The following is a 22,499-nucleotide window of genomic DNA, read 5'->3' on the forward strand; positions in this document are numbered from 1 at the left end:
CGGTCAGTTCTTCAATAAGGTTCGGTTCATTCGGTCGGCGTGTCCGACAGGCCCGGCAGGCCCGGCATGCCGGGCATGCGCGAACCGTCGGACGGCGGCATGTTGCCGCGGCCCAGCGCGCCGCCCTTCGGCACGTCGAGTTCCATGTGGATGCGCCCCGGCGTCTTGCCGCCACGGCCCACACCGAAACGCGCACCGGGCTTCAGATAGGCGTAGAGCTGCAGCACAGTCTGCACGTAGTCCTGCGTCTCGCGGTAGTTGGGGATCTTGTTTCCGGCGCGCTGCACTGCGCCCTCGCCTGCGTTGTACGCGGCCAATGCGAGTTCCACCTGCCCCGGAAACATCGCGATCAGGTCGCGCAGATATCGCGAGCCCGTGGCGATGTTGATGCGCGGGTCGTAGAGCTTGTCTTCCAGCGAGCGGCGCTTGTCGGCCTGCACGCCATAGCGTTCGGCCGTGGCCGGCATCACCTGCATCAGTCCCATCGCGCCCTTGGGCGACAGGGCCTGCGCATCGAAGCCCGACTCGGTCGCGACCAATGCCTGCAGCAGTTCATAGTCGATCGCATGGCGCTTCGATGCATCCTGCATCGCGGCCTTGGCTGTCCGGTAGTTGGGCGACTTCTCGAACATGGCAACCAGCGTCTGCGACACCGGCGAGACCTTGCCATTGCCCCGGCGCCCCGGCGGCAAGACACCATCCGCCGTGTCGAAGCTTCGCCCGCCCTTGAAGAACAATTGGTAGCGCTCGTCGAGTTTCCCGGAGGCGAAATGCGCCACGCCCTTGTCGTCGATATAGCCATAGATGTCAGCCGCGGACGCGCCTTGCTGAAAGACCACCCACAGCAAGGCAACGAACAGCGCGCGAAAACTAGACATCGATTTCCACATCATCCCCACGCAACTCCATCAGGTCGCGGCGGGCGGCGGCTTCCCCTTTGCCCATGAGCTTGGTGATTTCTCCCTGCGTCTGCGTGAAGTCGAGGCGGCCGAGTTGGACCTGCAGCAGGCGGCGAGTGTCGGGGTTCAACGTGGTTTCCCACAACTGTTCCGCGCTCATCTCGCCCAGGCCCTTGAAGCGGCTGATGCTCCACGCGCCTTCGCGTACGCCGTCCTTGCGCAGCTTGTCGAGCGTGGCCGTGAGTTCGCCTTCGTCCAGCGCATACACCTTCGACGCCGGTTTCTTGCCACGCGCCGGCGCGTCGATACGGAACAGCGGCGGCTTGGCCACGAACACGTGGCCGGCCTCGATGAGTTTCGGAAAGTGCCGGAAGAACAGAGTCAGCAGCAGCACCTGGATGTGCGAGCCGTCCACGTCGGCATCGCTGAGGATGCAGATCTTCCCGTAGCGCAGCCCGCCCATGTCGGGCGTGTCGGTCGGCCCGTGCGGGTCGACGCCGATCGCGACCGAGATGTCATGGATTTCGTTGTTGGCAAAGAGCCGGTCGCGCTCGACCTCCCAGGTGTTGAGCACCTTGCCACGCAACGGCAGGATCGCCTGCGACTCCTTGTCGCGGCCCATCTTCGCGCTGCCGCCGGCCGAGTCGCCCTCGACCAGGAAGACCTCGTTGTGCGCCGTGTCCTTGCTCTCGCAGTCGGTCAGCTTGCCGGGCAGCACGGCGACGCCGGAGCCCTTGCGCTTCTCGACCTTCTGGCCCGCCCGCTGGCGCGTCTGCGCCGCCTTGATGGCCAGCTCGGCGAGCTTCCTGCCGTAGTCGACATGCTGGTTCAGCCACAACTCCAGCGCCGGCCGAACGAAGCTCGACACCAGCCGTACCGCATCGCGCGAGTTCAGCCGTTCCTTGATCTGCCCCTGGAACTGCGGGTCCAGCACCTTCGCACTCAGTACGTACGAAGCGCGCGCGAACACGTCTTCCGGCAGCAGCTTCACGCCCTTGGGCAGCAGCGAATGCAGTTCGACGAAGCCCTTGACCGCGTTGAACAGCCCATCGCGCAAGCCGCTCTCGTGCGTGCCGCCGGCGCTGGTCGGAATCAGGTTGACGTAGCTCTCGCGCACCGGCTGGCCTTCCTCGGTGAAGGCCACGCACCAGTCGGCGCCCTCGCCTTCGGCGAAGTTGTCGGCGTTCTTGTCGGCGTGGCCAGCGCCCTCGAACAGCGGGATCACCGGCTCGCCGTTGAGCGTCTGCATCAGGTAGTCGCGCAGGCCGCCCTTGTAGAGCCATTGCTGCGTCTCCTTCGTCTTCTCGACGAAGAGCGTCACCGTCACGCCCGGCATCAGCACGGCCTTGCTGCGCAGCAGGTGCGTCAGCTCGTTGATCGGCAGCACGGCCGATTCGAAGTATTTCGCATCGGGCCAGGCGCGCACCGTCGTGCCCTGCTTGCGGTCCCCGTTGCCGCTTTCCTGCGCGCGGAGCTGCAGCGGCTCGATCACATCGCCGGCCGAAAACGCCAGTTGCGCCACCGAGCCTTCTCGGTACGACACCACTTCGAGCCGCTTCGACAGCGCGTTGGTCACCGACACGCCCACGCCATGCAGGCCGCCGGAGAAGCTGTACGCCCCGCCCGAGCCCTTGTCGAACTTGCCGCCCGCATGCAGCCGTGTGAACACCAGTTCGACGACCGGCGCCTGCTCTTCGGGATGCAGCCCGAACGGGATGCCGCGCCCGTCGTCCTCGACGCTCACCGACCCGTCGACGTGCATCGTGACCTTGATCTTCTTGCCGTAGCCCGCGAGCGCCTCGTCAGCCGCGTTGTCGAGCACTTCCTGGATGATGTGCAGCGGGTTGTCGGTGCGGGTGTACATGCCCGGCCGCTGCTTGACGGGCTCGAGTCCCTTGAGGACGCGGATCGAGCCTTCGGAATACGCTTGGGGAATTGTCTTGCTGGGGGTTGCCATGGGGGCGGATTGTAGTCAGCCAGCCCACCAAAAGCTGGATGCCCATACAGGCAACTGTCAGCCTTTTTGCAAATTAACCCTCCCGACACGCGCTGCGTCGCGCTCCATGGCGGACATCAGCGCATCCACCCCGATCGCAAAGGTCGCATCCCATTGCGCCGGCTGGAAATACTGCGCCACGCCGACGAGCCGGGGACACTCGCGAACCACGAAGTCATCGCTCGCCGGTTCCGCCGCAGACGGCCCCTTGGCATAGCCCGAGGTTTCATCGAGCCCTGCGCCGGTCAGGTAATAACCGATCGCACGAAAGTAGCGCGCCGACAACTCGGGGTCGGGCACCACGGCCTGGATCAGCGCCAGGATCGATTCGATGAAGCGCACGCCCGTCGGCGTATTGAGTCGGTGCACCGCGACGAGCGGGTACAGCGCCGGGAAGCGATGCGCCATGCGGCGGTACGAATGGACGCTGTGCAGCAGCCGCTCCATCGGCGTCAGGTCGGCGGGCGGCTCCTCGACCGACGCAAGCGCGTGGTCCACCATCGCATCGAGCAGATGCTGCTTGCTCGGAAAGTGGTGATACAGGCTCATCGCCTCGCGGCCCAGCCGCTGGCCGACCTTGCGCATGCTCAGCGCCGCCAGTCCATCCGCCGCAACCTCCTCCAGCGCGGCCTGAACGATTCGCTGCGTGGACAGCGGACCGGCCGCCGCGTCTCCATTTGATTTTCGGGTTGCCATGCTTGCAATCTTACAGTGTAAGGATTAACCTTGCGTCAAGCCTTACACCGTAAGAATGGAGTCCCGTCATGGAAACCGTCGATCTGATCGGCCTTCTGGTGCCGCTGACCTACCTGGTGATGCTGGCAGTCGAGTGGCTGCGGCCGGCACGGCAATTCCCGCCGCGGCGCGGCTGGCGCTGGCTGGGCATCGGCTTCCTGGTACTGATCGGCACCGCCGGAGCCGTCGTTCCAATGCTGTTGCCGCTCGACTGGATGGCGGCGCATCGCTGGATCGACGGCACGCCGCTGGGCGTGGCCGGTGGCGCGCTGATGGGATGGTTCGTGCTCTCCGGCCTGGGCTTCGTCTGGCATCGCGCATCGCACGCCTTCTCGCCGCTCTGGCGCTTCGGCCACCAGGTGCATCACGGGCCACAGCGCATCGACATTTCGGGCTCGACGCTGTTCCACCCGACCGAGATGGTGGTGCAGGTGCTCATCCAGCTCTTCGTGACGGTGATCGTGCTGGGCCTCGATCCGATCGCGGCCGCGCTGGTCGGCTATATCGCAGCCTTCCACGGCATGTTCCAGCACTGGAACGTGCACACGCCGCAATGGCTTGGCTACTTCATCCAGCGCCCGGAGTCGCATTGCGTTCACCATCGGCAAGGCGTCCACGCCTGGAACTACAGCGACTTCCCGCTATGGGACATCCTTTCCGGCAGCTTCCGCAATCCGCGTGAATTCCGGGGCGAGTGCGGCTTCGAGGCACCGGCCGATCGCCAATTGGGCGCGATGCTCGCCTGGCGCGACGTGAATGCGCCGGTGTATGGCTCTGCCAGCCGGGGTGCGGCGCCTGACCCCGCCATGCCTGGCGAACTGGCGTGACGGGCTGGCGGGTAGTGTGCCCGGATTGAGTAATGCGCCAACCGCATCAAAGACACGGCCAAATATCAACAATCCGGAATGGGCGCGAGCAACGACAGACATTGCTTTTGGGTACATTGACCGGGATGAGTCCTCCCTCCTCCCAGCCCCTCAGCCTGAAGCAGGTGCTGCTTTGCGGCGCGATGATCGTCACCCTCTCGATGGGCATCCGCCACGGCTTCGGGCTCTGGCTGCAGCCAATCACGCAAGCGCAGGACTGGTCGCGCCAGACTTTCTCGTTTGCCATCGCGATCCAGAACCTGTCATGGGGCGTGGTGGGCGTTTTCGCGGGCATGCTGGCCGACAAGCTGGGCGCATTCCGCGTGCTGCTGATTGGCGCCGCCTGCTACGCATTGGGCCTGCTCGGCATGGCGCTCTCGCCCACGCCGACCTTGTTTGCGCTCACGGCCGGCGTGTTGATCGGCGCGGCGCAGGCGGGCACCACCTATGCCGTGATCTACGGCGTTATCGGCCGGCAGATACCCGCCGAACGGCGCTCCTGGGCGATGGGCGTCGCAGCTGCGGCCGGCTCGTTCGGGCAATTCCTCATGGTGCCGATCGAAGGGCAACTGATCAGCAGCCTGGGTTGGCAAACCGCCCTGTTCGCGCTCGCGGCCATGGTGCTTCTGGCGGTGCCGCTTGCCTTCGGATTGCGCGAGCCGGCTTCCGCCACGGGCTTCGCGAGGCGTGATCAGACCATCGCCCAGGCCCTGGCCGAAGCCTTCAAGACGCCGAGCTTCAGCCTGCTGATGGCGGGCTATTTCGTGTGCGGCTTCCAGTTGGTGTTCATCGGCATCCACATGCCGAGCTACCTGCGCGACAAGGGCCTGCGGCCCGAGGTGGCCAGTTATGCGCTGGCGCTGATCGGCCTGTTCAATGTTTTCGGCTCGTACACCGCCGGCACACTGGGGGAAAAGTTCGCCAAGCGCAAGATCCTCGCTGCCATCTACTTCAGCCGGGCCATTGCCATCGCGCTGTTCCTGCTGGTGCCGATCTCGCCGTTGTCGGTCTACGTATTCGCCAGCGCCATGGGCTTCCTGTGGCTCTCGACCGTGCCGGCGACCAACGCGCTCGTTGCGCAGATCTTCGGCGTGGCTCACCTGTCGATGCTGAGCGGTTTCATCTTCCTGTCGCACCAGGTTGGCTCGTTCATCGGCGCGTGGCTGGGCGGCTTCCTGTACGACCGCACGGGCAGCTACGACATCGTCTGGTACATCTCGATCGCGCTGGGCGTGTTCGCCGCGCTGGTCAACCTGCCGGTCAAGGAAAGCGCCATCACGCGCGCCGTGCCGCAACCGGCCTGACGCCATGACAAGCTCGACCCGCCACCGCATCCGGCGCACGGCGACCTGGCTGGCCATCGCATTGGTGCTGGCGCTGGTGTTCGCGCTCTACACCCGGCCCGGCTTCATGGTGACGCTCATCGACCAGCTCTGGGCCTGCTTTTGAGCGCCCCGCATGGTTGGGGCGCGCCCTCGGCGTGGCTGGCGCGGTGGTCGCACCTGGTGCCCGCGGGCGGCTCGGTGCTCGACGTCGCGTGCGGCGCCGGGCGGCACATGCGCTGGTTCGCCGACCGCGGCCACGTCGTCACCGGTGTGGACCGGTCGCCGGAAGCCGTCGACGCCGCCTCGGGCTTCGGCCGGACGCTGCTGGCCGACATCGAATCGGGACCGTGGCCGTTTGCCGGCCAGGCGTTCGATGCAGTTGTCGTCACCAACTACCTCTGGCGCCCTTTGCTGCCCGACATCGTGGCCGCAGTCGCCCCGGGCGGCGTACTGCTTTACGAAACTTTTGCAGTTGGTAACGAAACCGTCGGCAAGCCCTCACGCCCGGACTTCCTGCTCCAGCCCGGTGAGCTCCTGAGCGCCAGCAAGGAACTGCACGTGGTCGCGTACGAAGACGGCTACCTGGACGAACCCGCCCGTTTCGTCCAACGCATCGCGGCCGTCCGGCCGACGGGCGCATTGCTGCGTCACGCGCTCAAGGTCGATCCGCCCAATCAGTAGAATGGCAGGTTTTCGGCCCGAACAAAGAGACCCCCCTTGGATCCACTGACTGGCAGCATCGTCGCGCTCGTCACGCCGATGCATGACGACGGCAGCGTCGACTATCCCGCATTGCGCCGCCTGATCGACTGGCATATCGCCGAAGGCACCGACTGCCTCGGCGTCGTTGGCACCACCGGCGAATCGCCGACGGTCGACGTCGAAGAGCATTGTGAAATCATCCGCGTTTCCGTCGAACAAGCCAAGGGCCGCGTGCCCGTGATGGCCGGCTGTGGCGCCAACTCGACAAAAGAAGCGATCGAGCTTGCCAGGTTCGCCAAAGGTGTTGGCGCCGACTCGCAGCTCCAGGTCGTGCCTTACTACAACAAGCCGACGCAAGAAGGCCAGTACCAGCATTTCAAGGCCATTGCCGAAGCCGTTGGCGACCTGCCCACCGTCCTCTACAACGTACCGGGCCGCAGCGTCGCCGATATGGCGCACGACACGGTGCTGCGTTTGGCGCAAGTGCCCGGCATCATCGGCATCAAGGAAGCCACCGGCGATATCGAACGGGCCCAATGGCTCATTCGCGAACTGCCGAAGAACTTTGCCGTGTATTCCGGCGACGACCCGACCGCCGTGGCGCTCATGCTGTGCGGAGGCCAGGGCAACATCAGCGTCACGGCCAACGTGGCGCCACGCAAGATGCACGAACTGTGCATGGCCGCTCTGGCCGGCGACGTGGCCACCGCCATGCGCATCCAGTTCGAACTGATGCCCCTGCACCGCAACCTCTTCGTCGAGCCCAACCCGATTCCGGTCAAGTGGGCGATGGCGCAGATGGGCCTTTGCGGCGGCGCATTGCGGCTGCCCCTCACCGAACTCAGCGAAGCTGCCCAGCCCACCGTGAAGGCAGCGCTGAAGGCGTCCGGCTTGCTTCACTGAACGTTTACCTTCGATGCGCCTTCGGGCATGCAACCTTTTTGCCGACCTGCCACTCACAACCCGCGGCGCCGCATGCGTCGATTGAATTGCGATATTCCAGAAGGAAGACGACGTTGAACACCATTTCGCGACTTGCATTGCTCGGACTCATCACGAGCCTTGCGGCCTGCTCGGCTTTCGAGCCCGACAAGATTGACTACAAGAGCGCCGGCAAGGCACCGACCCTCGAAGTCCCGCCCGACCTGACCCAACTCTCGCGCGACAACCGCTACGCCCTCCCCGGCGCGCCGGTTTCGGCCAATTCGTACCAGGCCGGCATTGCCAATGCGCCCGCCCTTCCGACCGCCGTGTCCAACGTGGGCGATGTGCGCATGGAGCGTGCCGGCACCGAGCGCTGGCTCGTGGTGAACCGCCCGGCCGATCAGCTGTGGGAACCGGTTCGCGACTTCTGGCAGGAGAGCGGCTTCCTGCTGACCACCGACCAGCGCAACCTCGGCATCATGGAAACCGACTGGGCCGAAAACCGCGGCAAGCTGCCGCAGGACATCATCCGCGGCACGGTCGGCAAGCTTGTGGACTCGGTCTACTCGACGGGCGAACTCGACCGCTTCCGCACGCGCATGGAACGCACCCCGAACGGCACCGAGATCTACATCACGCACCGCGGCATGGAAGAGGTCTACAGCACGGCGCGCAAGGACCAGACGATCTGGCAGCCACGCAAGCCCGACCCCGCGCTCGAGGCTGAATTCCTGCGCCGCCTGATGGTCAAGCTCGGCGTGTCACAAGAACAATCGCAGGCGCTGGTGGCTGCCGGCCCGGTTGTCCAGACCTCCAAGGTCAGTACCGTGAACGGCCAGCCCGTGGTGCAGATCAACGAAGGTTTCGAACGCGCATGGCGCCGGGTCGGCCTGGCGCTGGACCGCACCGGCTTCACCGTGGAAGACCGCGACCGCGCGGCCGGCACCTACTTCGTGCGCTACGTGCCGCCAAACCAGAACAAGGAACCCGGCTTCATCGCGAAGATGCTCACGCTGGGCCAGGCCGGCAAGTCCGATCCGCCGCTCAAGTTCCGTATCCAGGTCAAGAGCCAGGGCGAAGCCACCACCGTGGCCGTGCTCAACGATACGGGCGCGCCGGAGACCTCGGCAAATGCGCAGCGCATCGTGCAGGTCATCGCCGACGACCTGAAGTAATCCGAGCCATGCTCCGCTTCCGAAGCCTCGGCAGCGGCAGCACCGGCAATGCCACGCTGGTCGAAGCGACCAGCGCGGGCCGCACCACCCGGTTGCTGGTGGACTGCGGCTTCGGACTCAAGCATCTGGAGAGGCGCCTGGCCACCGCCGGATTGATGGCCAGCCAGCTCGACGCGGTCTTCGTCACCCACGAGCATGGCGACCACATCGGCTGCGCGCACATGCTGGCGCGTCGCCATCGAATCCCGGTGTGGATGAGCGAAGGCACCTGGCTTGCCACCGGCGGGCGCGACTTCGAGGGCATGCTGCACCTGGCCCGTGATGGCGCCGACATCGTCATCGGCGAGCTGTCGTTGCGCCCCTTCACCGTGCCGCACGACGCGCGCGAGCCGCTCCAGCTGGTCTGCACCGATGGTGCCCGCCGGCTCGGCGTGCTGACCGACCTGGGCCACGCAACGCCCTATGTGCTGGCCCAATTGGCCCGGCTCGACGCACTGCTGCTCGAATGCAATCACGACGCCGACATGCTCGCGCAATCGAGCTATCCGGCCTTCCTGAAGCATCGGGTGGGCGGCAACTATGGGCACCTGTCGAACGCTGCCGCGGCCGACATTGCGCGCGCCGTCCTGCATGGCGGATTGCGCCATGTCGTGGCAGCGCACCTGAGCGAGCAGAACAACCGGCCAGACATCGTGCGACAGGTGCTTGCACAGGCGCTGGGCGCGGCGCAGCAGGACATGCTCACCGCCGATGCGGCATCAGGCTCACCCTGGCTCGACGTGTAGTCGGTTCTCGCAAGCTCATGAAAAAAGCCGCCCTCGCAGGCGGCTTCTACATTGGCCGCAGAAGCGTTACTTGGGTGCGTCCTTGGGCTTGTTCGGATCTTCGGCGGCTGCAGGCGCTGCGGCAGCGGGCGCGGCAGATGTATCGGGAGCGGGAGCGGGAGCGGGAGCGGGCGCTGGCGGGGCCTCGGCGGCCGGTGCTGCTGGAGGGGGCGCAGGGGGGGTCACCACAACGGGTGGCGGCGTGACGACTACCGGAGCCGCTTCCTCCTTCTTGCCGCATGCACTGAGTGCTGTCGCAGCGGCCAACGAGGCGAGCAAGACGGTCTTTTTCATGAAGGCTCCTTTGAATGATGGTGAGCAAAAAATTCTAGGCCTACATCCTGACCGGATGCTGCGGCGCCCGGCAACTCGCGGCCTCGGCTGACAAGGGCTTGTACGCCAATGCTTACCAAAGTACTACTTCACATCAAAGCCCCAGCGGGAATGCCGGAAACGCCGGCCGGCTGTGGCGCAGGCATTCGTCGACGGCTTCGCGCAGTGCCCGGCGCCGATCCGGCTGCGTACTGCACACGCCGCGGGCGTGGTCGATGTCGATTCGGCGCAGGCACCAGGACGGCGTCCAGATGGCGCTGGGTACCGTCGGCAGCCCCGGGCCCCTGCAAGCCCGGCAATCGACGATGTGGCTCCACGTCTGGCGCCAACGAACGAAGCGGGCATGCTCGCGCTCGAAGACCTTGAAGTGCCCGGCCAGCAAGACCAGGCTGCGACCTGACGCGGCCCAGGCCTGCAGCGACTCGATGCTGGCACGCTCGCCGAGCGGCCAATCCTCGAAGTCGATGTCGCTGAAGACGATCTCGCGCCAGTTCTGCTGCGCGGCCTGCGCCATCGCCGTCATGAGATGCGCGCGGAAAGACTCGCGTCCCCCGAACGGACCGTCGGGCAGCGCGTCGACTGTGCCGTCCTCAGGCGGCGGCATGCAGCCACCCCGCTTCGCGCCAGTCGTCCAGCAAGGCAAGAGCATCGTCGCTCGCTCGCGCCAGATCGCGGGGCTCGAGCACGCGATGATCGGCAAGGCGCCGCATCAAGGTCGCATCGCGGCCCGCGGCCCGAAAACTCTCGCCGTTGATGTAGAGATGGCGCGCGTCGTAGAGCATGCGGCTGCGCCGGTCGAGCGCAACGCCGCGCGTCACATCGGCTGCCTCGCTGGCTTCGAACCAGACCTTGGCCTTCGGTTCGGTCATCGATTCGCCCAGGGCACGGTCGATCGCATCCGGATCGCGCTGCAGGCCGGCCAGCACCGCATCGCGCGCGAAGGCCTGCAGGGCCGACGGCATTTCGGCAGGCCGCTCGACCGCAGGCTGTTGCGGGTCGCGGTAGCGCGTTGGCGTCTTCCGATGCGGATCTTCGAGGTCGTCCGCCTGGGCCTCGGCGATGCGCACCAGCAGATCGGCGGCAAGCTCGTCGGCAGCGGGCGTGCGCAAGCCGATCGAGCACGTCATGCAGTCGCCCCCCACCGCGACGCCGTCATGCGCATAGCGGGGCGGCAAGTACAGCATGTCGCCGGGGTCGAGCACGAAAGTCTGCTCCGGCTCGAAGTGTTCGAGAATCTTGAGCGGCACGTTCTTCTGCAGCGTCAGATCGCGCTGGCGGCCGATGGACCAGCGGCGCCGGCCCGAGGCTTGCAGCAGGAACACGTCGTAACTGTCGAAATGCGGACCGACGCCACCCTGATCGCTCGCATAGCTGACCATCAGGTCGTCGAGCCGCGCCTCGGGCAGGAAGCGGAACTGCTGCAGCAGCGCGTGAACGGCGTCATCGTGGGTATCGACGCCCTGCACCAGCAGCGTCCACGAGGGTTGCGTCGCCGCCGGAATGGACCGGCGTGCAAACGGCCCGTGCCGCAGGGTCCAGCCCTTGTCCGCATGACGGATGAGGCGCGACTCGACATCGTCCCGCGCGGCCAGTTCGAACAATCCGCCCCGAGAGATCGGCGCCTTCATGTCCGGCACCGCCTGCCGCACCAGCAGCGGCTTCTTCTGCCAATGCCGTTGCATGAACTGCGCGGCGCTCAAACCGCCCAGCAGGGCGAGGGGTTTTGTGATCTCCATGGGAGAATTATCGCGATGGAAATCTCTGAACAATGCGTGGTCGGCCTGACCTGGACGCTGAAAGACACGCTCGGCGAAGTGCTGGACGTACTCGATGAGCCGGTGGAATTTCTGGTGGGTGGCGATGACCTGTTCGCCGCCATCGAGGCCGCGCTGCAAGGCCACGAGCCCGGTGCCAAGGTGCAATTGCAACTGGAGCCCGAACAGGGTTTCGGCGACTTCAACGACCAGTTGCTGTTCCTGGAACCGCGCTCGCTGTTCCCCGAAGGCACAGAGGAAGGCATGACCTTCGACGGCGCCGCGCTACCCGCGGGCGCCAACCCCGACATGCCGCGCGACGTGCTCTACACGGTGAGCGAGGTCTATCCGGAACACCTGGTTCTGGACGGAAACCACCCGCTCGCCGGCATTGCGATCCGCCTCGACATCACCGTGCGGTCGGTGCGTGAACCGACCGAGGAGGAAATCGGTCGCGGCACGGCAGGCACGGGGTTTTTCAAGGTGCCCTCGATGGCACCGGGCAACGACCTGCTGCACTGACAGAACGCCAGCGGCTCGCGGGCGTCAGAAGCGCGAGATCTGCCCGTTGTCGATGCGAACGCGATCGCCGATGCGCAGGTCACCCGGACTGGGCACGTCGTAGGCGCGGAAGCCACCGTTGTCGGTCTGGATCGAGACGCGATAGCTTTCATAGACACGCGGCCCATTGTTCTGCGCCTCGATGCTGTTGCCCAGCAGCGCACCGCCCACGACACCCAGCGCCGTTGCCGCCGTGCGACCATTGCCACTGCCGACCTGGTGGCCCAGCACGCCGCCAATGACGCCGCCGGCCACGGCACCAGCACCCCCCGTGCCCGTGCCAGGGCGTTCGGTGCGAAGAACTTCGATGTTGGCGACGCGGCCGTATTCCGTGTAGACGCCCTGCTGCTGCTGCTGCACCGGGTATGCGGCCTGCGGCTGGTAGGGATAGCGAGTGGTTTGGTAAGGCGCCGGTGCCACGCAGGCAGCCAACGAGGCGACCGCAAGCGCCGAAGCGATCAACGGGACGATGCGTGGAATTTTTTTCATGATGGAATGTCCTGGAAACTTGAGCGCTCTTCAATTGGGGGTCGTCAACCAACGCACTCACTGAACGAGAAGTTGACTCCCCCTTGTAGGACCGCATCGGCAATCAGCGGTTCCGCGCTTTACCTGCACTTCAAGTTCAGTGTTTCCCAGTGGACCCATAGCCGCCCTCGCCTCGCTCCGACGCCGTGAACTCGCTGACGACGTTGAACTGCGCCTGCACCACCGGCACGATCATGAGTTGCGCCAGCCGTTCCATCGGCTGCAGCACAAACGCTGTATCACTCCGGTTCCAGGCGCTCACCTTGAGTTCGCCCTGGTAGTCGCTGTCGATCAGGCCGACGAGGTTGCCCAGCACGATGCCGTGCTTGTGGCCGAGCCCCGAGCGCGGCAGGATCAGCGCGGCGAAACCCGGGTCGGCCAGATGAATCGAAATACCCGTGCCGATCAGTTGCCAGCCATTGGGCTCCAGCGTGACCGGCGCGTCGAGGCACGCGCGCAGGTCAAGGCCGGCACTGCCGGGCGTTGCGTACGCTGGAAGTTGATCCGCCATGCGCGAATCGAGAATCTTGACGTCGACTTTCACTTACTTTCGTCTTTCCTGTAGTTGTCTTGCATATTGATCGAGCCATTGCCGCCAGCTGGCCACGCCGGGCGGCAACACCCAGCGGCGCAGGCTGTGCGCAGCCCAGAGTCCGCCGACGAACACCAGGGTCAGTGCCGGCAACGGCGCACCGGCCAGCATCAGGCCCAGCAGCACCACGAGCCAGACGATGGCAAGGCCCTTGACGGCCTTCCGGGCCATTTCGGCTGCGGTCTGCGGTGGAACACTGCCAGGCGACGACGCGGCAGGCATCGGCGTTCGCGGTTGTGCCGTGCCGGCGTGCGGCGCCGTCGATGGCGTCATGCCCACGTCGAGCGCATGCTCGTTCTCGGCGGCCGGCCGTTTCGGTAGCGCGGCTTCCGCCGCAAGCCGTTCGACCAACCGGGCGAAATCACCGTTGGGCGGCGTGTTCCATTGCGGGTTCATGGTGATCTCCTGTCCGGCAGGCGCGCGGCGATTTCGGCCACCAACTGACGCGCCAGCGCCAGCTTGGTGGCCCGCGGCAGCTCGCGCACGCCGTTCGCATCGACCAGCAGCAGGCTGTTGTGGTCCTGCCCGAAGGTCAGTGGGCCGATATTGCCCACCAGCAGCGGGATACCCTTTCGCTCGCGCTTGGCGCTGGCATGTGCCACCAGGTTTTCGCTCTCGGCCGCAAAGCCGACGCAGAAAAGCGCGCCGCTTTGCGCGCGCGGGCTCCTGGCCACGGTGGCCAGGATGTCCGGGTTCTCCACGAAGTGCAGCACCGGTGGCTGGCCGGTGCCGTCCTTCTTGATTTTCTGGTCGCTGTGCGACGCCGGGCGCCAGTCGGCCACCGCCGCCGTCGCGACGAAAACCGTCGCATCCTGCGCGTTGCCCATCGTACTTTCGAGCATGCCTTGCGCTGAAAGCACGTCGATGCGCCGCACCCCGCGCGGGGTCGCCTGGTTCACCGGCCCAGCGATCAGCGTCACCTCGGCGCCCGCCTCGCGCGCTGCCCGCGCAACGGCGAAACCCATCTTTCCGGACGAGTGGTTGGTGATACCGCGAATCGGATCCAGGGCCTCGAAGGTCGGCCCGGCCGTCACCAGCACGCGTTGCCCTTTTAGCACCTTGGGCTGGAAAAAGGCCACCACGTCCTCGAGCAACTGGATTGGCTCCAACATGCGGCCGTCACCTGTTTCACCACAGGCCTGGTCGCCCGTTCCCACACCAAGCGCGATCGCGCCGTCGGCCTGCACCTGCGCCAGGTTGCGCAGCGTGGCCGGGTGCGACCACATCTCCCGGTTCATCGCAGGCGCCAGCAGAAGAGGCACGCGTTCGCGCGGGCGCGCCAGGCACAGCAGGCTCAGCAACTCATCGGCCCGCCCCTGCACCAGGCGCGCGATGAAATCCGCACTGCAGGGCGCCAGCAGGATCGCGTCGGCCTCGCGGCTCAGGTTGATGTGCGGCATGTTGTTGGGCTCGCGCGTGTCCCATTGCGACCCGTAGACCGTGCGCCCCGACAGCGCCTGCATGGTCACCGGCGTGATGAACTGCTCTGCCGCTTCGGTCATCACCACCTGCACCGTGGCGCCGGCCTTGACGAGCAATCTGCACAGTTCGGCCGACTTGTAGCAGGCGATGCCGCCGGTGAGGCCCAGAACGATATGTTTGCCAGCGAGATCTTGCATATGCGCCGAAGTGTAATGACCTGCGTCCGGCACGCGCGGGACACGCGGGCGAGGCAGATACAATCCAAATTTCCCACTGCCCGGACTTCAGCGTCCGGTTATGGCATGACCAAATTTGTCTTCGTCACCGGCGGTGTGGTGTCTTCCCTCGGCAAGGGAATCGCCTCCGCCTCGCTCGCCGCGCTGCTCGAATCGCGCGGCCTCAACGTCACCCTCATCAAGCTCGATCCGTACATCAATGTCGATCCCGGCACGATGTCGCCGTTCCAGCATGGCGAGGTGTTCGTCACCGATGACGGCGCCGAGACCGACCTCGACCTCGGCCACTACGAGCGCTTCATCAACACGCGCATGCGGCGCGCCAACAACTTCACCACCGGGCAGATCTACAAGTCGGTGCTCGAGAAAGAACGCCGCGGCGACTATCTCGGCAAGACGGTGCAGGTGATCCCGCACATCACCAACGAGATCCAGGACTACGTCAAGCGCGGCGCCGGCATCGGCACCTCGCACGAGGTGGACGTCGCCATCGTGGAAATCGGCGGCACGGTGGGCGACATCGAGTCGCTGCCCTTCCTCGAGGCGGTGCGCCAGATGAGCCTGCGCATGGGCCCGAACAACTCGGCCTTCGTGCACCTGTCGTACGTACCGTGGATCGCCGCGGCGGGCGAACTCAAGACCAAGCCGACGCAGCACACGGCGCAGAAGCTGCGCGAGATCGGCATCCAGGCCGACGCCCTGCTCTGCCGCGCCGACCGCCCGATCCCGGACGACGAGCGCAGCAAGATCTCGCTGTTCTCGAACGTGCCCGAATGGGGCGTGATCTCGATGTGGGACGTCGACACCATCTACAAGGTACCGCGCATGCTGCACGAACAGGGCCTCGACGGCCTGATCTGCGACAAGCTGCGCATCAACACGCCGCCCGCCAAACTGCAGCGCTGGGACGACCTGGTCTACGAGGTCGAGCACCCGCAGAACGCAGTCACCATCGCGATGGTCGGCAAGTACGTCGAGTTGTCGGACAGCTACAAGTCGCTCAACGAAGCACTGCGCCACGCAGGCATGAAGAACCATGCGAACGTGAAGATCGAGTACATCGACTCCGAGACCATCACCCCGCAAGACGTGTCCCGCCTGGCCAAGTACGACGCGATCCTGGTGCCCGGCGGCTTCGGCCAGCGCGGCGTGGAGGGCAAGATCTCGGCCGCAAGGTTCGCGCGCGAATCCGGCGTTCCCTACCTCGGCATCTGCCTCGGCATGCAGGTGGCCACCATCGAATACGCGCGCAACGTTGCCGGCCTCAAGAACGCCAACAGCACCGAGTTCGACCCCAACACCCCCTGCCCCGTGATCGCGCTGATCACCGAGTGGAAGGACAACGACGGCACCGTCAAGACGCGCTCCGAGAAGTCCGACCTCGGTGGCACCATGCGCCTCGGCGCGCAAAGCTCCGACGTGGCACCCGGCACGCTGGCCCACAGCATCTACGGCGACGTGGTGACCGAACGCCATCGCCACCGCTACGAAGCCAACGTCAACTACCTCGACGACCTGCGCCGCGCCGGCCTCGTGATCTCGGCGCTCACGCAGCGCGAGCACCTGACCGAAATCGTCGAGTTGCCGAAGGAGGTGCACCCGTGGTTCATCGGCGTGCAGTTCCATCCTGAATTCAAGTCGACGCCGTGGGGCGGGCACCCGTTGTTCAATGCATTCATCAAGGCTGCCCTGGCGCATCAGGCGCAAGGCGAGGGCAGCAAGCCGATCATGAAGGTGGTGGCATGAAACTTTGCGGATTCGATATCGGGCTGAATCAGCCGTTCTTCCTGATCGCCGGACCCTGCGTCATCGAATCCGATCAATTGCAGATGGACACCGCCGGCACGCTGAAGGAAATCACCTCCAGTCTCGGCATTCCGTTCATCTTCAAGAGCAGTTTCGACAAGGCCAACCGTTCCTCGGGCACCACCTTCCGCGGCCCCGGCCGTGAAAAGGGCCTGGAAATTCTTGCCAAGGTGAAGCGTGAACTCGGCGTGCCGGTGCTCACCGACGTGCACACCGAAGACGACATCACCGAGGCCGCGAAGGTGGTCGACGTGCTGCAGACGCCCGCCTTCCTGTGCCGCCAGACCGATTTCATTCGCGCGGTCGCGCAGTCGGGCAAGCCGGTCAATATCAAGAAGGGCCAGTTCCTCGCGCCGCACGACATGAAGAACGTGATCGACAAGGCACGCGCCGCGGCCAAGGAAAAAGGCCTGGAGGAAGACAACTTCCTGGCCTGCGAACGCGGTGCCAGCTTCGGCTACAACAATCTCGTGTCGGACATGCGCTCGCTGTCAATCATGCGCGAGACCGGCGCGCCTGTCGTGTTCGATGCCACGCACTCGGTGCAGTTGCCCGGCGGCCAGGGCACCAGTTCCGGTGGGCAGCGGGAGATGGTTCCGGTGCTTGCGCGCGCAGCCCTCGCTGTCGGCGTGGCCGGCGTGTTCATGGAGACCCACCCGGACCCCGCCAAGGCCCTGAGCGACGGCCCCAACGCCGTGCCGCTCAAGCACATGAAGGCCCTGCTCGAAACGCTCGTGGCGCTCGACGCAGTCACCAAGAAAAACGGGTACCTGGAAGACAGGTTCCAGGCATGAGCTTCAAGGCGCCATGAGCTCCGGCTACATCATCGCGTACGTCGAAGTTACCAATTCGACGCAGTACGAGGAATACAAGAAGTGGTCGACTGTCGCCATGCAGGCGCATGGTGCCGAGGTGTGCGTCCGTGGCGGCGAGGTTCAGGTGCTCGAAGGCGACTGGTCGCCCACGCGCGTGGTCGTGCTGAAATTTCCGAGTTTCGAAAAAGCCAAGGCGTTTCACGACACGCCTGAATACGTGAAGGCGCGCGGGGCGCGTGCCGGCGCGGCAATCATGCGAATGATCGCCGTCGAAGGTCTGTAAGAATCAAGTTCTCAAACAAAGGGTAAGCAATGAGTGCAATCGTTGACATCGTCGGCCGCGAGATTCTCGACAGCCGAGGCAATCCCACCGTCGAATGCGACGTGCTGCTGGAAAGCGGCACCATGGGCCGCGCGGCTGTGCCGTCGGGCGCATCGACCGGTTCACGCGAAGCCATCGAGCTGCGCGACGGCGACAAGAGCCGCTATCTCGGCAAAGGCGTGCTCAAAGCCGTGGAAAACATCAACACCGAGATCTCCGAAGCCGTGCTCGGCCTCGATGCCAGCGAACAGGCCTTCCTCGACCGCACGTTGAACGACCTGGACGGCACCGACAACAAGGCGCGCCTGGGTGCCAATGCCACGCTGGCCGTGTCGATGGCCGTGGCGCGTGCAGCAGCCGAAGAATCGGGCCTGCCGCTGTACCGCTACTTCGGCGGAATGGGTGGCATGGAATTGCCCGTGCCGATGATGAACGTCATCAACGGCGGCGCCCATGCCAACAACAGCCTGGACCTGCAGGAGTTCATGATCATCCCGGTGGGCGCCAAGAGCTTCCGTGAAGCGGTGCGCTATGGCGCCGAGACCTTCCATGCGCTGAAGAAGATCCTGCACGATCGCGGCATCAGCACGGCGGTCGGCGACGAAGGCGGTTTCGCGCCCAGCGTGGAGAGCCATGAAGCCGCGATCCAGCTGATCCTCGAAGCCATCGACAAGGCTGGCTACGTGGCCGGCGAACAGATCGCGCTCGGCCTCGACTGCGCGGCCAGCGAGTTCTACAAGGACGGCAAGTACGTGCTGGCGGGCGAAAACCTGACCCTCTCTGCCGAGAACTGGACCGACATGCTCGCGAGCTGGGTCGACAAGTACCCGATCATCAGCATCGAAGACGGCATGCACGAAGGCGACTGGGACGGCTGGAAGCACCTGACCGAACGCCTCGGCAAGCGCGTGCAACTGGTGGGCGACGACCTGTTCGTCACCAACACCAAGATCCTTCGCGAAGGCATCGACAAGGGCATCGCCAACTCGATCCTCATCAAGATCAACCAGATCGGCACGCTGACCGAAACCTTCGCCGCCATCGAGATGGCCAAGCGCGCGGGCTACACCGCCGTCATCTCGCACCGCTCGGGCGAAACCGAAGACAGCACCATTGCCGACATCGCCGTGGGCACGAACGCCGGGCAGATCAAGACCGGCTCGCTCTCGCGTTCGGACCGCATCGCCAAGTACAACCAGTTGCTGCGCATCGAGGAAGACCTCGGTGACGTTGCCAGCTACCCCGGCCGCGCCGCGTTCTATAACCTTCGCTGATCCTGATTCATGCGCTCCCGCGTCGTCGTCCCCGTCGTGCTCGCGCTGCTGTTGTTGCTGTTGCAGTGGCAGCTGTGGAACGGGCGCGGCAGCGTGCGCGACGTGGCCCAACTCGAGGACAAGCTCGCGACGCAGAAGGCGGCGAACGCGAAGGCTGCCGTCACCAACGACCGGCTCGCTTCCGAAGTGCGCGACCTGCGCGAGGGCCTCGAAATGGTCGAGGAGCGGGCGCGCCAGGAACTCGGCATGGTGAAGCCGAACGAAGTCTTCGTCCAGATCACACGCTGATATGACTCCTCCACTCCCGGCCGGCAGCGTGATTGCGTTGCTGGGCGCCGAGAGCACCGGCAAAACCGAACTCGCGCAGGCGCTCGCGTCGCGGCTGCAGCAGCGTGGCGTCGCGACCACGGTGGTGGCGGAATACCTGAGGGAATGGTGCATCCGGGAAGGCCGCGCGCCCTACCGGGAAGAGCAGCAAGCCATCGCGGACGAGCAGACACGCCGCATTGCCGAGGCCGCGCAACATGGCGTCGTGGTAGCGGATACGACGGCGCTTTCGATTGCCGCGTACGCCGACATGCTGTTCGGCGACACGTCGCTCTACCCCGGCGCAGCGGCTGCGCAATGCCGCTACAGCTTCACCCTCCTGACCGCGCTTGACCTGCCGTGGATCGACGATGGGCTGCAGCGCGAAGGCCCGCACGTCCGCGAGCCCTTCGATGGGCGGTTGCGAAGCGCGCTGGCCGCTGCCGGCATCGGCTATGCCGTCGTTCACGGCACTGGTGCCGAACGATTGGCCAACGCGTGGAACGCAATCAATTCGATCGCGTCACGCGAGCGCCCCAGCGGTGCCGCGGCGCGACGCGGCAGCCAGTCAGGATGGCAATGGCCGTGCGACAAGTGCTCCGACCCTTCATGCGAACACCGGCTGTTCAGCGACCTTGTCGCAGGACGGCAATAGCAGCGGCAATAGCAGCCGTCGGTGACTGAACGACGGCCGTTCTACTGAACGACCGCCGTCCCCGGCGGTTGGTCGCCTCGCGACTTGAAGATCTGTGCCGCATCGACCGCGTCGAAGCGGTATTGCTTGCCGCAGAAGTCGCAGCCCACTTCGATGTCGCCACGCTCGGCGAGGATCTCCTCCGCTTCCGCGATGCCGAGCCCGCGGATCATGCCGGCCACGCGGTCACGGCTGCAGGTGCACGCGAAGTGCGGCCCGAGCAAGCCGGCCTGGGGCTCGAACCGAAGCACCTTCTCTTCCCAGAACAGGCGGTGCAGGATGGTGTCGACGTCGAGTGTCAGCAGCTCGTCGCGGGTCAGGCTCGAGGCCAGGATCGAAATGCGGTTGTAGTCCTCGTTGAGGCCGATCTGGTCCTGGTGCGCTTCCGCAATTCCGCTGCGCAGCAAGTTGGCCTCCCCCTTCACCGGCAAGCGCTGGATCAACAGGCCGGCCGCTACGTTGTCGTCGGCCGCGAGCACCAGCGTGGTGTCGAGCTGCTCGCTCTTGAGCATGTAGTGCTGCAGCACGTCGCTGAGCTTGTTGAACTTGTCGTTGTGGTCGCCCACCAGCGGGACCACGCCCTGGTAGGGCTGCTGGCCGGGCACCTTGTCCTTCGGGTCGAGCGTGATCGCGCAGCGGCCCTTGCTGTGAACGTTGACCATCTCCGACAGATGCGCGCCGTCAGGAATGCTGCCCATGACCTTGGCCGTGGCACGCAGGCTCAGGTCGGCCTGCACTTCGGCAACCGCGATCTTCACCGGCCCGTCGCCGAAGACCTGCAGGATCAGCGCGCCATTGAACTTGATGTTGGCCTGTATCAGCGTCGCCGCGGCCGTCATCTCGCCAAGCAGTTCCACGACGGGCGCCGGATAAGCGCCGGTCGTGGTGTTCGATGCCCGCCGCGCCAGGATTTCGGTCCACGGCTGTGTCAGGCGCACGATCATCCCGCGCACGGGCATTCCATCAAACAAGAACTTGTGCAACTCGCTCAAAAACATTCCTTCTGTTGCCCGGGCAATCAGGCAATCTTCTTCAGGCCCCTCGCAAAGCGATGGCCGTTTTCAACATAGTGCTCGGCGCTTTGCCGCACCTTGGCGGCGGCCGCATCGTCGAGCGTGCGGACCAGCTTGGCGGGCGCGCCGACGATCAGCGAGTTGTCCGGAAACTCCTTGCCCTCGGTCACCACGCTGCCGGCGCCGACGATCGAGTTGCGGCCGATCTTCGCGTTGTTCAAGATGACGGACTGGATGCCGATCAGCGAGTTGTCGCCGATGGTGCAGCCATGCAGCATCACCTGATGACCGACGGTGACGTTCTCGCCGATATTGAGTGGGCACCCGTGGTCCGCATGCAGCACCGACAGGTCCTGCACATTCGAGTTGCGGCCGATGGTCAGCGGCTCGGTGTCACCCCGCAATACCGCGCCGAACCAGACGCTGGTGTTGTCGGCGAGCTTCACGTTGCCTATCACCTGGGCACTGTCGGCGACCCAGGCGCCGTTGCCAAGTTGCGGCACCAAGCCGTCGAGTTCATAGATCGCCATCGTCAGGGGTCTCCAGCAGGGGGCAAAACTAGAATTGTAGGGATGCACCACCGCCTGAGCGCCCTCGCCGCGCTGCGCATCGAAGATCCCGAAGAAAAAGTGACTGCGGCCCGAGCGGCGGCGGCGCTGGCGGCCGGGCATCCCATCGCGTCGGACGATCTGCCTGGCGCAATCGACGAGACCGGCGTGCCGGGGCGGCCGGCGCAGCCGGTGCGGGTTGCGGCCACCGCGGTTCCGCAACGCTCACCTTTCACCGACGAGGGCCGCGCGGCGCTCATCCACGCGATCTGCCACATCGAGTTCAACGCCATCAACCTCGCGCTCGACGCGGTCTGGCGCTTCGGCGGCATGCCCGAGGCCTACTACCACGACTGGTGGCGCGTGGCCGACGAAGAGGCGCAGCACTTCACGCTGCTGCATACGCATCTGCGCGTCATGGGCTGGCGGTACGGCGACTTTCCGGCGCACGACGGCCTGTGGACCATGTGCGAGAAAACGAAGCACGATGTGGTTGCGCGCATGGCGCTGGTGCCGCGCACGCTGGAGGCGCGCGGTCTCGATGCAACGCCGCTGATCCAAGCCAAGCTGACGCGCATCGGCACACCCGATGCGGTGGCAGCCAGCGCCATTCTCGACATCATCCTGCGAGACGAGATTGGCCACGTGGCCATCGGCAACCGCTGGTATCGCTGGCTGTGCGAGCGCGACGGGCTGGACCCGATCGCCCACTACCGCGTGCTGTATCGACGCCACGAAGCGCCGCGGCTGCGGCCACCGTTCAACCTCGACGCCCGCTCGCGCGCCGGCTTTACCGACGAAGAACTGGGCGCGCTCTCGCAAGCGGACTGAGCCTGCTTGCCTCCGCGC

At 65.4% G+C, this 22,499-nt stretch carries 27 protein-coding genes; 15 read left to right on the plus strand and 12 right to left on the minus strand.

What is annotated here, in order from left to right; translation table 11 throughout:
- Positions 1–26: 26 nt before the first annotated feature.
- Genes WKW80_RS10055 through WKW80_RS10065 form a run of 3 tightly spaced genes read right to left on the minus strand, consistent with a single transcriptional unit; the run spans position 27 to position 3,591 of the window.
- A complete protein-coding gene (locus WKW80_RS10055; protein ID WP_340363424.1) occupies positions 27–878 on the minus strand; it encodes a lytic transglycosylase domain-containing protein in 852 nt (283 codons plus the stop codon).
- A complete protein-coding gene (locus WKW80_RS10060) occupies positions 871–2,856 on the minus strand; it encodes a DNA topoisomerase IV subunit B (protein ID WP_340363425.1) in 1,986 nt (661 codons plus the stop codon). The genes WKW80_RS10055 and WKW80_RS10060 overlap by 8 nt, the downstream gene beginning before the upstream one ends.
- A 57-nt stretch (positions 2,857–2,913) precedes the next feature.
- Positions 2,914–3,591: a TetR/AcrR family transcriptional regulator gene (locus WKW80_RS10065; RefSeq protein ID WP_340363426.1), complete on the minus strand. Its 678-nt coding sequence runs from the start codon at positions 3,589–3,591 to the stop codon at positions 2,914–2,916.
- Between the two features lie 68 nt (positions 3,592–3,659).
- Between WKW80_RS10065 and WKW80_RS10070 the strand changes: the two genes are divergently transcribed.
- The 7 genes from WKW80_RS10070 to WKW80_RS10100 all read left to right on the plus strand — a co-directional run bounded on the left by WKW80_RS10070 (position 3,660) and on the right by WKW80_RS10100 (position 9,407).
- A complete protein-coding gene (locus tag WKW80_RS10070) occupies positions 3,660–4,457 on the plus strand; it encodes a sterol desaturase family protein (protein ID WP_340363427.1) in 798 nt (265 codons plus the stop codon).
- A 125-nt stretch (positions 4,458–4,582) separates the two neighbouring features.
- Positions 4,583–5,800, plus strand: coding sequence for an MFS transporter (locus WKW80_RS10075; protein WP_340363428.1), 1,218 nt, complete (start codon positions 4,583–4,585; stop codon positions 5,798–5,800).
- Positions 5,801–5,804: 4 nt separating this feature from the next.
- The gene (locus WKW80_RS10080) at positions 5,805–5,945 is read left to right on the plus strand and encodes a hypothetical protein (RefSeq protein ID WP_340363429.1); all 141 of its coding nucleotides are present in this window, start codon (positions 5,805–5,807) and stop codon (positions 5,943–5,945) included.
- Entirely contained in the window at positions 5,942–6,502 is a 561-nt protein-coding gene (locus WKW80_RS10085) for a class I SAM-dependent methyltransferase (protein WP_422822882.1), read from the plus strand. Before WKW80_RS10080 ends, WKW80_RS10085 begins: the two co-directional genes overlap by 4 nt.
- A gap of 36 nt (positions 6,503–6,538) precedes the next feature.
- Entirely contained in the window at positions 6,539–7,426 is an 888-nt protein-coding gene (gene dapA, locus WKW80_RS10090) for a 4-hydroxy-tetrahydrodipicolinate synthase (protein WP_340363430.1), read from the plus strand.
- A 113-nt stretch (positions 7,427–7,539) separates the two neighbouring features.
- Entirely contained in the window at positions 7,540–8,622 is a 1,083-nt protein-coding gene (gene bamC / locus WKW80_RS10095; RefSeq protein ID WP_340363431.1) for an outer membrane protein assembly factor BamC, read from the plus strand.
- An 8-nt stretch (positions 8,623–8,630) separates the two neighbouring features.
- Positions 8,631–9,407, plus strand: a complete 777-nt coding sequence (locus WKW80_RS10100; protein WP_340363432.1) for an MBL fold metallo-hydrolase — start codon at positions 8,631–8,633, stop codon at positions 9,405–9,407.
- A gap of 66 nt (positions 9,408–9,473) precedes the next feature.
- On the opposite strand, the gene WKW80_RS10105 is transcribed toward WKW80_RS10100, so the two are convergent.
- From WKW80_RS10105 to WKW80_RS10115, 3 genes are all read right to left on the minus strand, one after another.
- Positions 9,474–9,740 (minus strand): hypothetical protein, encoded by a 267-nt coding sequence (locus tag WKW80_RS10105; RefSeq protein ID WP_340363433.1) that lies wholly within the window; start codon positions 9,738–9,740, stop codon positions 9,474–9,476.
- A gap of 133 nt (positions 9,741–9,873) precedes the next feature.
- Positions 9,874–10,383 (minus strand): hypothetical protein, encoded by a 510-nt coding sequence (locus WKW80_RS10110; RefSeq protein ID WP_340363434.1) that lies wholly within the window; start codon positions 10,381–10,383, stop codon positions 9,874–9,876.
- Positions 10,370–11,515: a JmjC domain-containing protein gene (locus WKW80_RS10115; RefSeq protein ID WP_340363435.1), complete on the minus strand. Its 1,146-nt coding sequence runs from the start codon at positions 11,513–11,515 to the stop codon at positions 10,370–10,372. The genes WKW80_RS10110 and WKW80_RS10115 overlap by 14 nt, the downstream gene beginning before the upstream one ends.
- Positions 11,516–11,530: 15 nt before the next feature.
- Between WKW80_RS10115 and WKW80_RS10120 the strand changes: the two genes are divergently transcribed.
- Positions 11,531–12,055: an FKBP-type peptidyl-prolyl cis-trans isomerase gene (locus tag WKW80_RS10120; RefSeq protein WP_340363436.1), complete on the plus strand. Its 525-nt coding sequence runs from the start codon at positions 11,531–11,533 to the stop codon at positions 12,053–12,055.
- Between the two features lie 24 nt (positions 12,056–12,079).
- Here WKW80_RS10120 and WKW80_RS10125 read toward each other — a convergent pair whose 3' ends face one another.
- From WKW80_RS10125 to coaBC, 4 genes are all read right to left on the minus strand, one after another.
- Positions 12,080–12,583, minus strand: a complete 504-nt coding sequence (locus WKW80_RS10125) for an outer membrane lipoprotein (protein WP_340363437.1) — start codon at positions 12,581–12,583, stop codon at positions 12,080–12,082.
- 136 nt (positions 12,584–12,719) lie between these two features.
- A complete protein-coding gene (dut, locus tag WKW80_RS10130) occupies positions 12,720–13,166 on the minus strand; it encodes a dUTP diphosphatase (RefSeq protein WP_340363438.1) in 447 nt (148 codons plus the stop codon).
- Positions 13,167–13,610, minus strand: coding sequence for a hypothetical protein (locus WKW80_RS10135; RefSeq protein ID WP_340363439.1), 444 nt, complete (start codon positions 13,608–13,610; stop codon positions 13,167–13,169).
- Positions 13,607–14,833 (minus strand): bifunctional phosphopantothenoylcysteine decarboxylase/phosphopantothenate--cysteine ligase CoaBC, encoded by a 1,227-nt coding sequence (gene coaBC / locus WKW80_RS10140; protein ID WP_340363440.1) that lies wholly within the window; start codon positions 14,831–14,833, stop codon positions 13,607–13,609. Before coaBC ends, WKW80_RS10135 begins: the two co-directional genes overlap by 4 nt.
- A 105-nt stretch (positions 14,834–14,938) precedes the next feature.
- Here coaBC and WKW80_RS10145 point away from each other — a divergent pair, with 105 nt between their 5' ends.
- Genes WKW80_RS10145 through WKW80_RS10170 form a run of 6 tightly spaced genes read left to right on the plus strand, consistent with a single transcriptional unit; the run spans position 14,939 to position 20,050 of the window.
- Positions 14,939–16,618 carry a CTP synthase gene (locus tag WKW80_RS10145; protein ID WP_340363441.1) on the plus strand — a complete coding sequence of 560 codons (1,680 nt, stop codon included), beginning with the start codon at positions 14,939–14,941 and terminating at the stop codon, positions 16,616–16,618.
- Complete coding sequence (kdsA, locus tag WKW80_RS10150; RefSeq protein ID WP_340363442.1) at positions 16,615–17,472, plus strand: 3-deoxy-8-phosphooctulonate synthase; 858 nt, start codon at positions 16,615–16,617, stop codon at positions 17,470–17,472. Before WKW80_RS10145 ends, kdsA begins: the two co-directional genes overlap by 4 nt.
- Before the next feature lie 13 nt (positions 17,473–17,485).
- Positions 17,486–17,776: a DUF1330 domain-containing protein gene (locus WKW80_RS10155; RefSeq protein WP_340363443.1), complete on the plus strand. Its 291-nt coding sequence runs from the start codon at positions 17,486–17,488 to the stop codon at positions 17,774–17,776.
- A 29-nt stretch (positions 17,777–17,805) separates the two neighbouring features.
- Positions 17,806–19,089 (plus strand): phosphopyruvate hydratase, encoded by a 1,284-nt coding sequence (gene eno / locus WKW80_RS10160; RefSeq protein WP_340363444.1) that lies wholly within the window; start codon positions 17,806–17,808, stop codon positions 19,087–19,089.
- Between the two features lie 9 nt (positions 19,090–19,098).
- Positions 19,099–19,377 carry a cell division protein FtsB gene (gene ftsB, locus WKW80_RS10165; RefSeq protein WP_340363445.1) on the plus strand — a complete coding sequence of 93 codons (279 nt, stop codon included), beginning with the start codon at positions 19,099–19,101 and terminating at the stop codon, positions 19,375–19,377.
- A gap of 1 nt (position 19,378) precedes the next feature.
- Entirely contained in the window at positions 19,379–20,050 is a 672-nt protein-coding gene (locus tag WKW80_RS10170) for an AAA family ATPase (RefSeq protein WP_340363446.1), read from the plus strand.
- Positions 20,051–20,091: 41 nt separating this feature from the next.
- Here WKW80_RS10170 and hslO read toward each other — a convergent pair whose 3' ends face one another.
- Positions 20,092–21,081, minus strand: coding sequence for an Hsp33 family molecular chaperone HslO (gene hslO, locus WKW80_RS10175; RefSeq protein ID WP_340363447.1), 990 nt, complete (start codon positions 21,079–21,081; stop codon positions 20,092–20,094).
- Between the two features lie 26 nt (positions 21,082–21,107).
- A complete protein-coding gene (locus tag WKW80_RS10180) occupies positions 21,108–21,632 on the minus strand; it encodes a gamma carbonic anhydrase family protein (RefSeq protein ID WP_340363448.1) in 525 nt (174 codons plus the stop codon).
- A gap of 42 nt (positions 21,633–21,674) precedes the next feature.
- Between WKW80_RS10180 and WKW80_RS10185 the strand changes: the two genes are divergently transcribed.
- Entirely contained in the window at positions 21,675–22,481 is an 807-nt protein-coding gene (locus tag WKW80_RS10185) for a ferritin-like domain-containing protein (protein ID WP_340363449.1), read from the plus strand.
- The last annotated feature ends 18 nt before the right edge of the window (positions 22,482–22,499 follow it).

Origin of the sequence: Variovorax humicola (assembly GCF_037889915.1) — a bacterium.
Taxonomy (GTDB): Bacteria; Pseudomonadota; Gammaproteobacteria; order Burkholderiales; family Burkholderiaceae_C; genus Variovorax; species Variovorax humicola.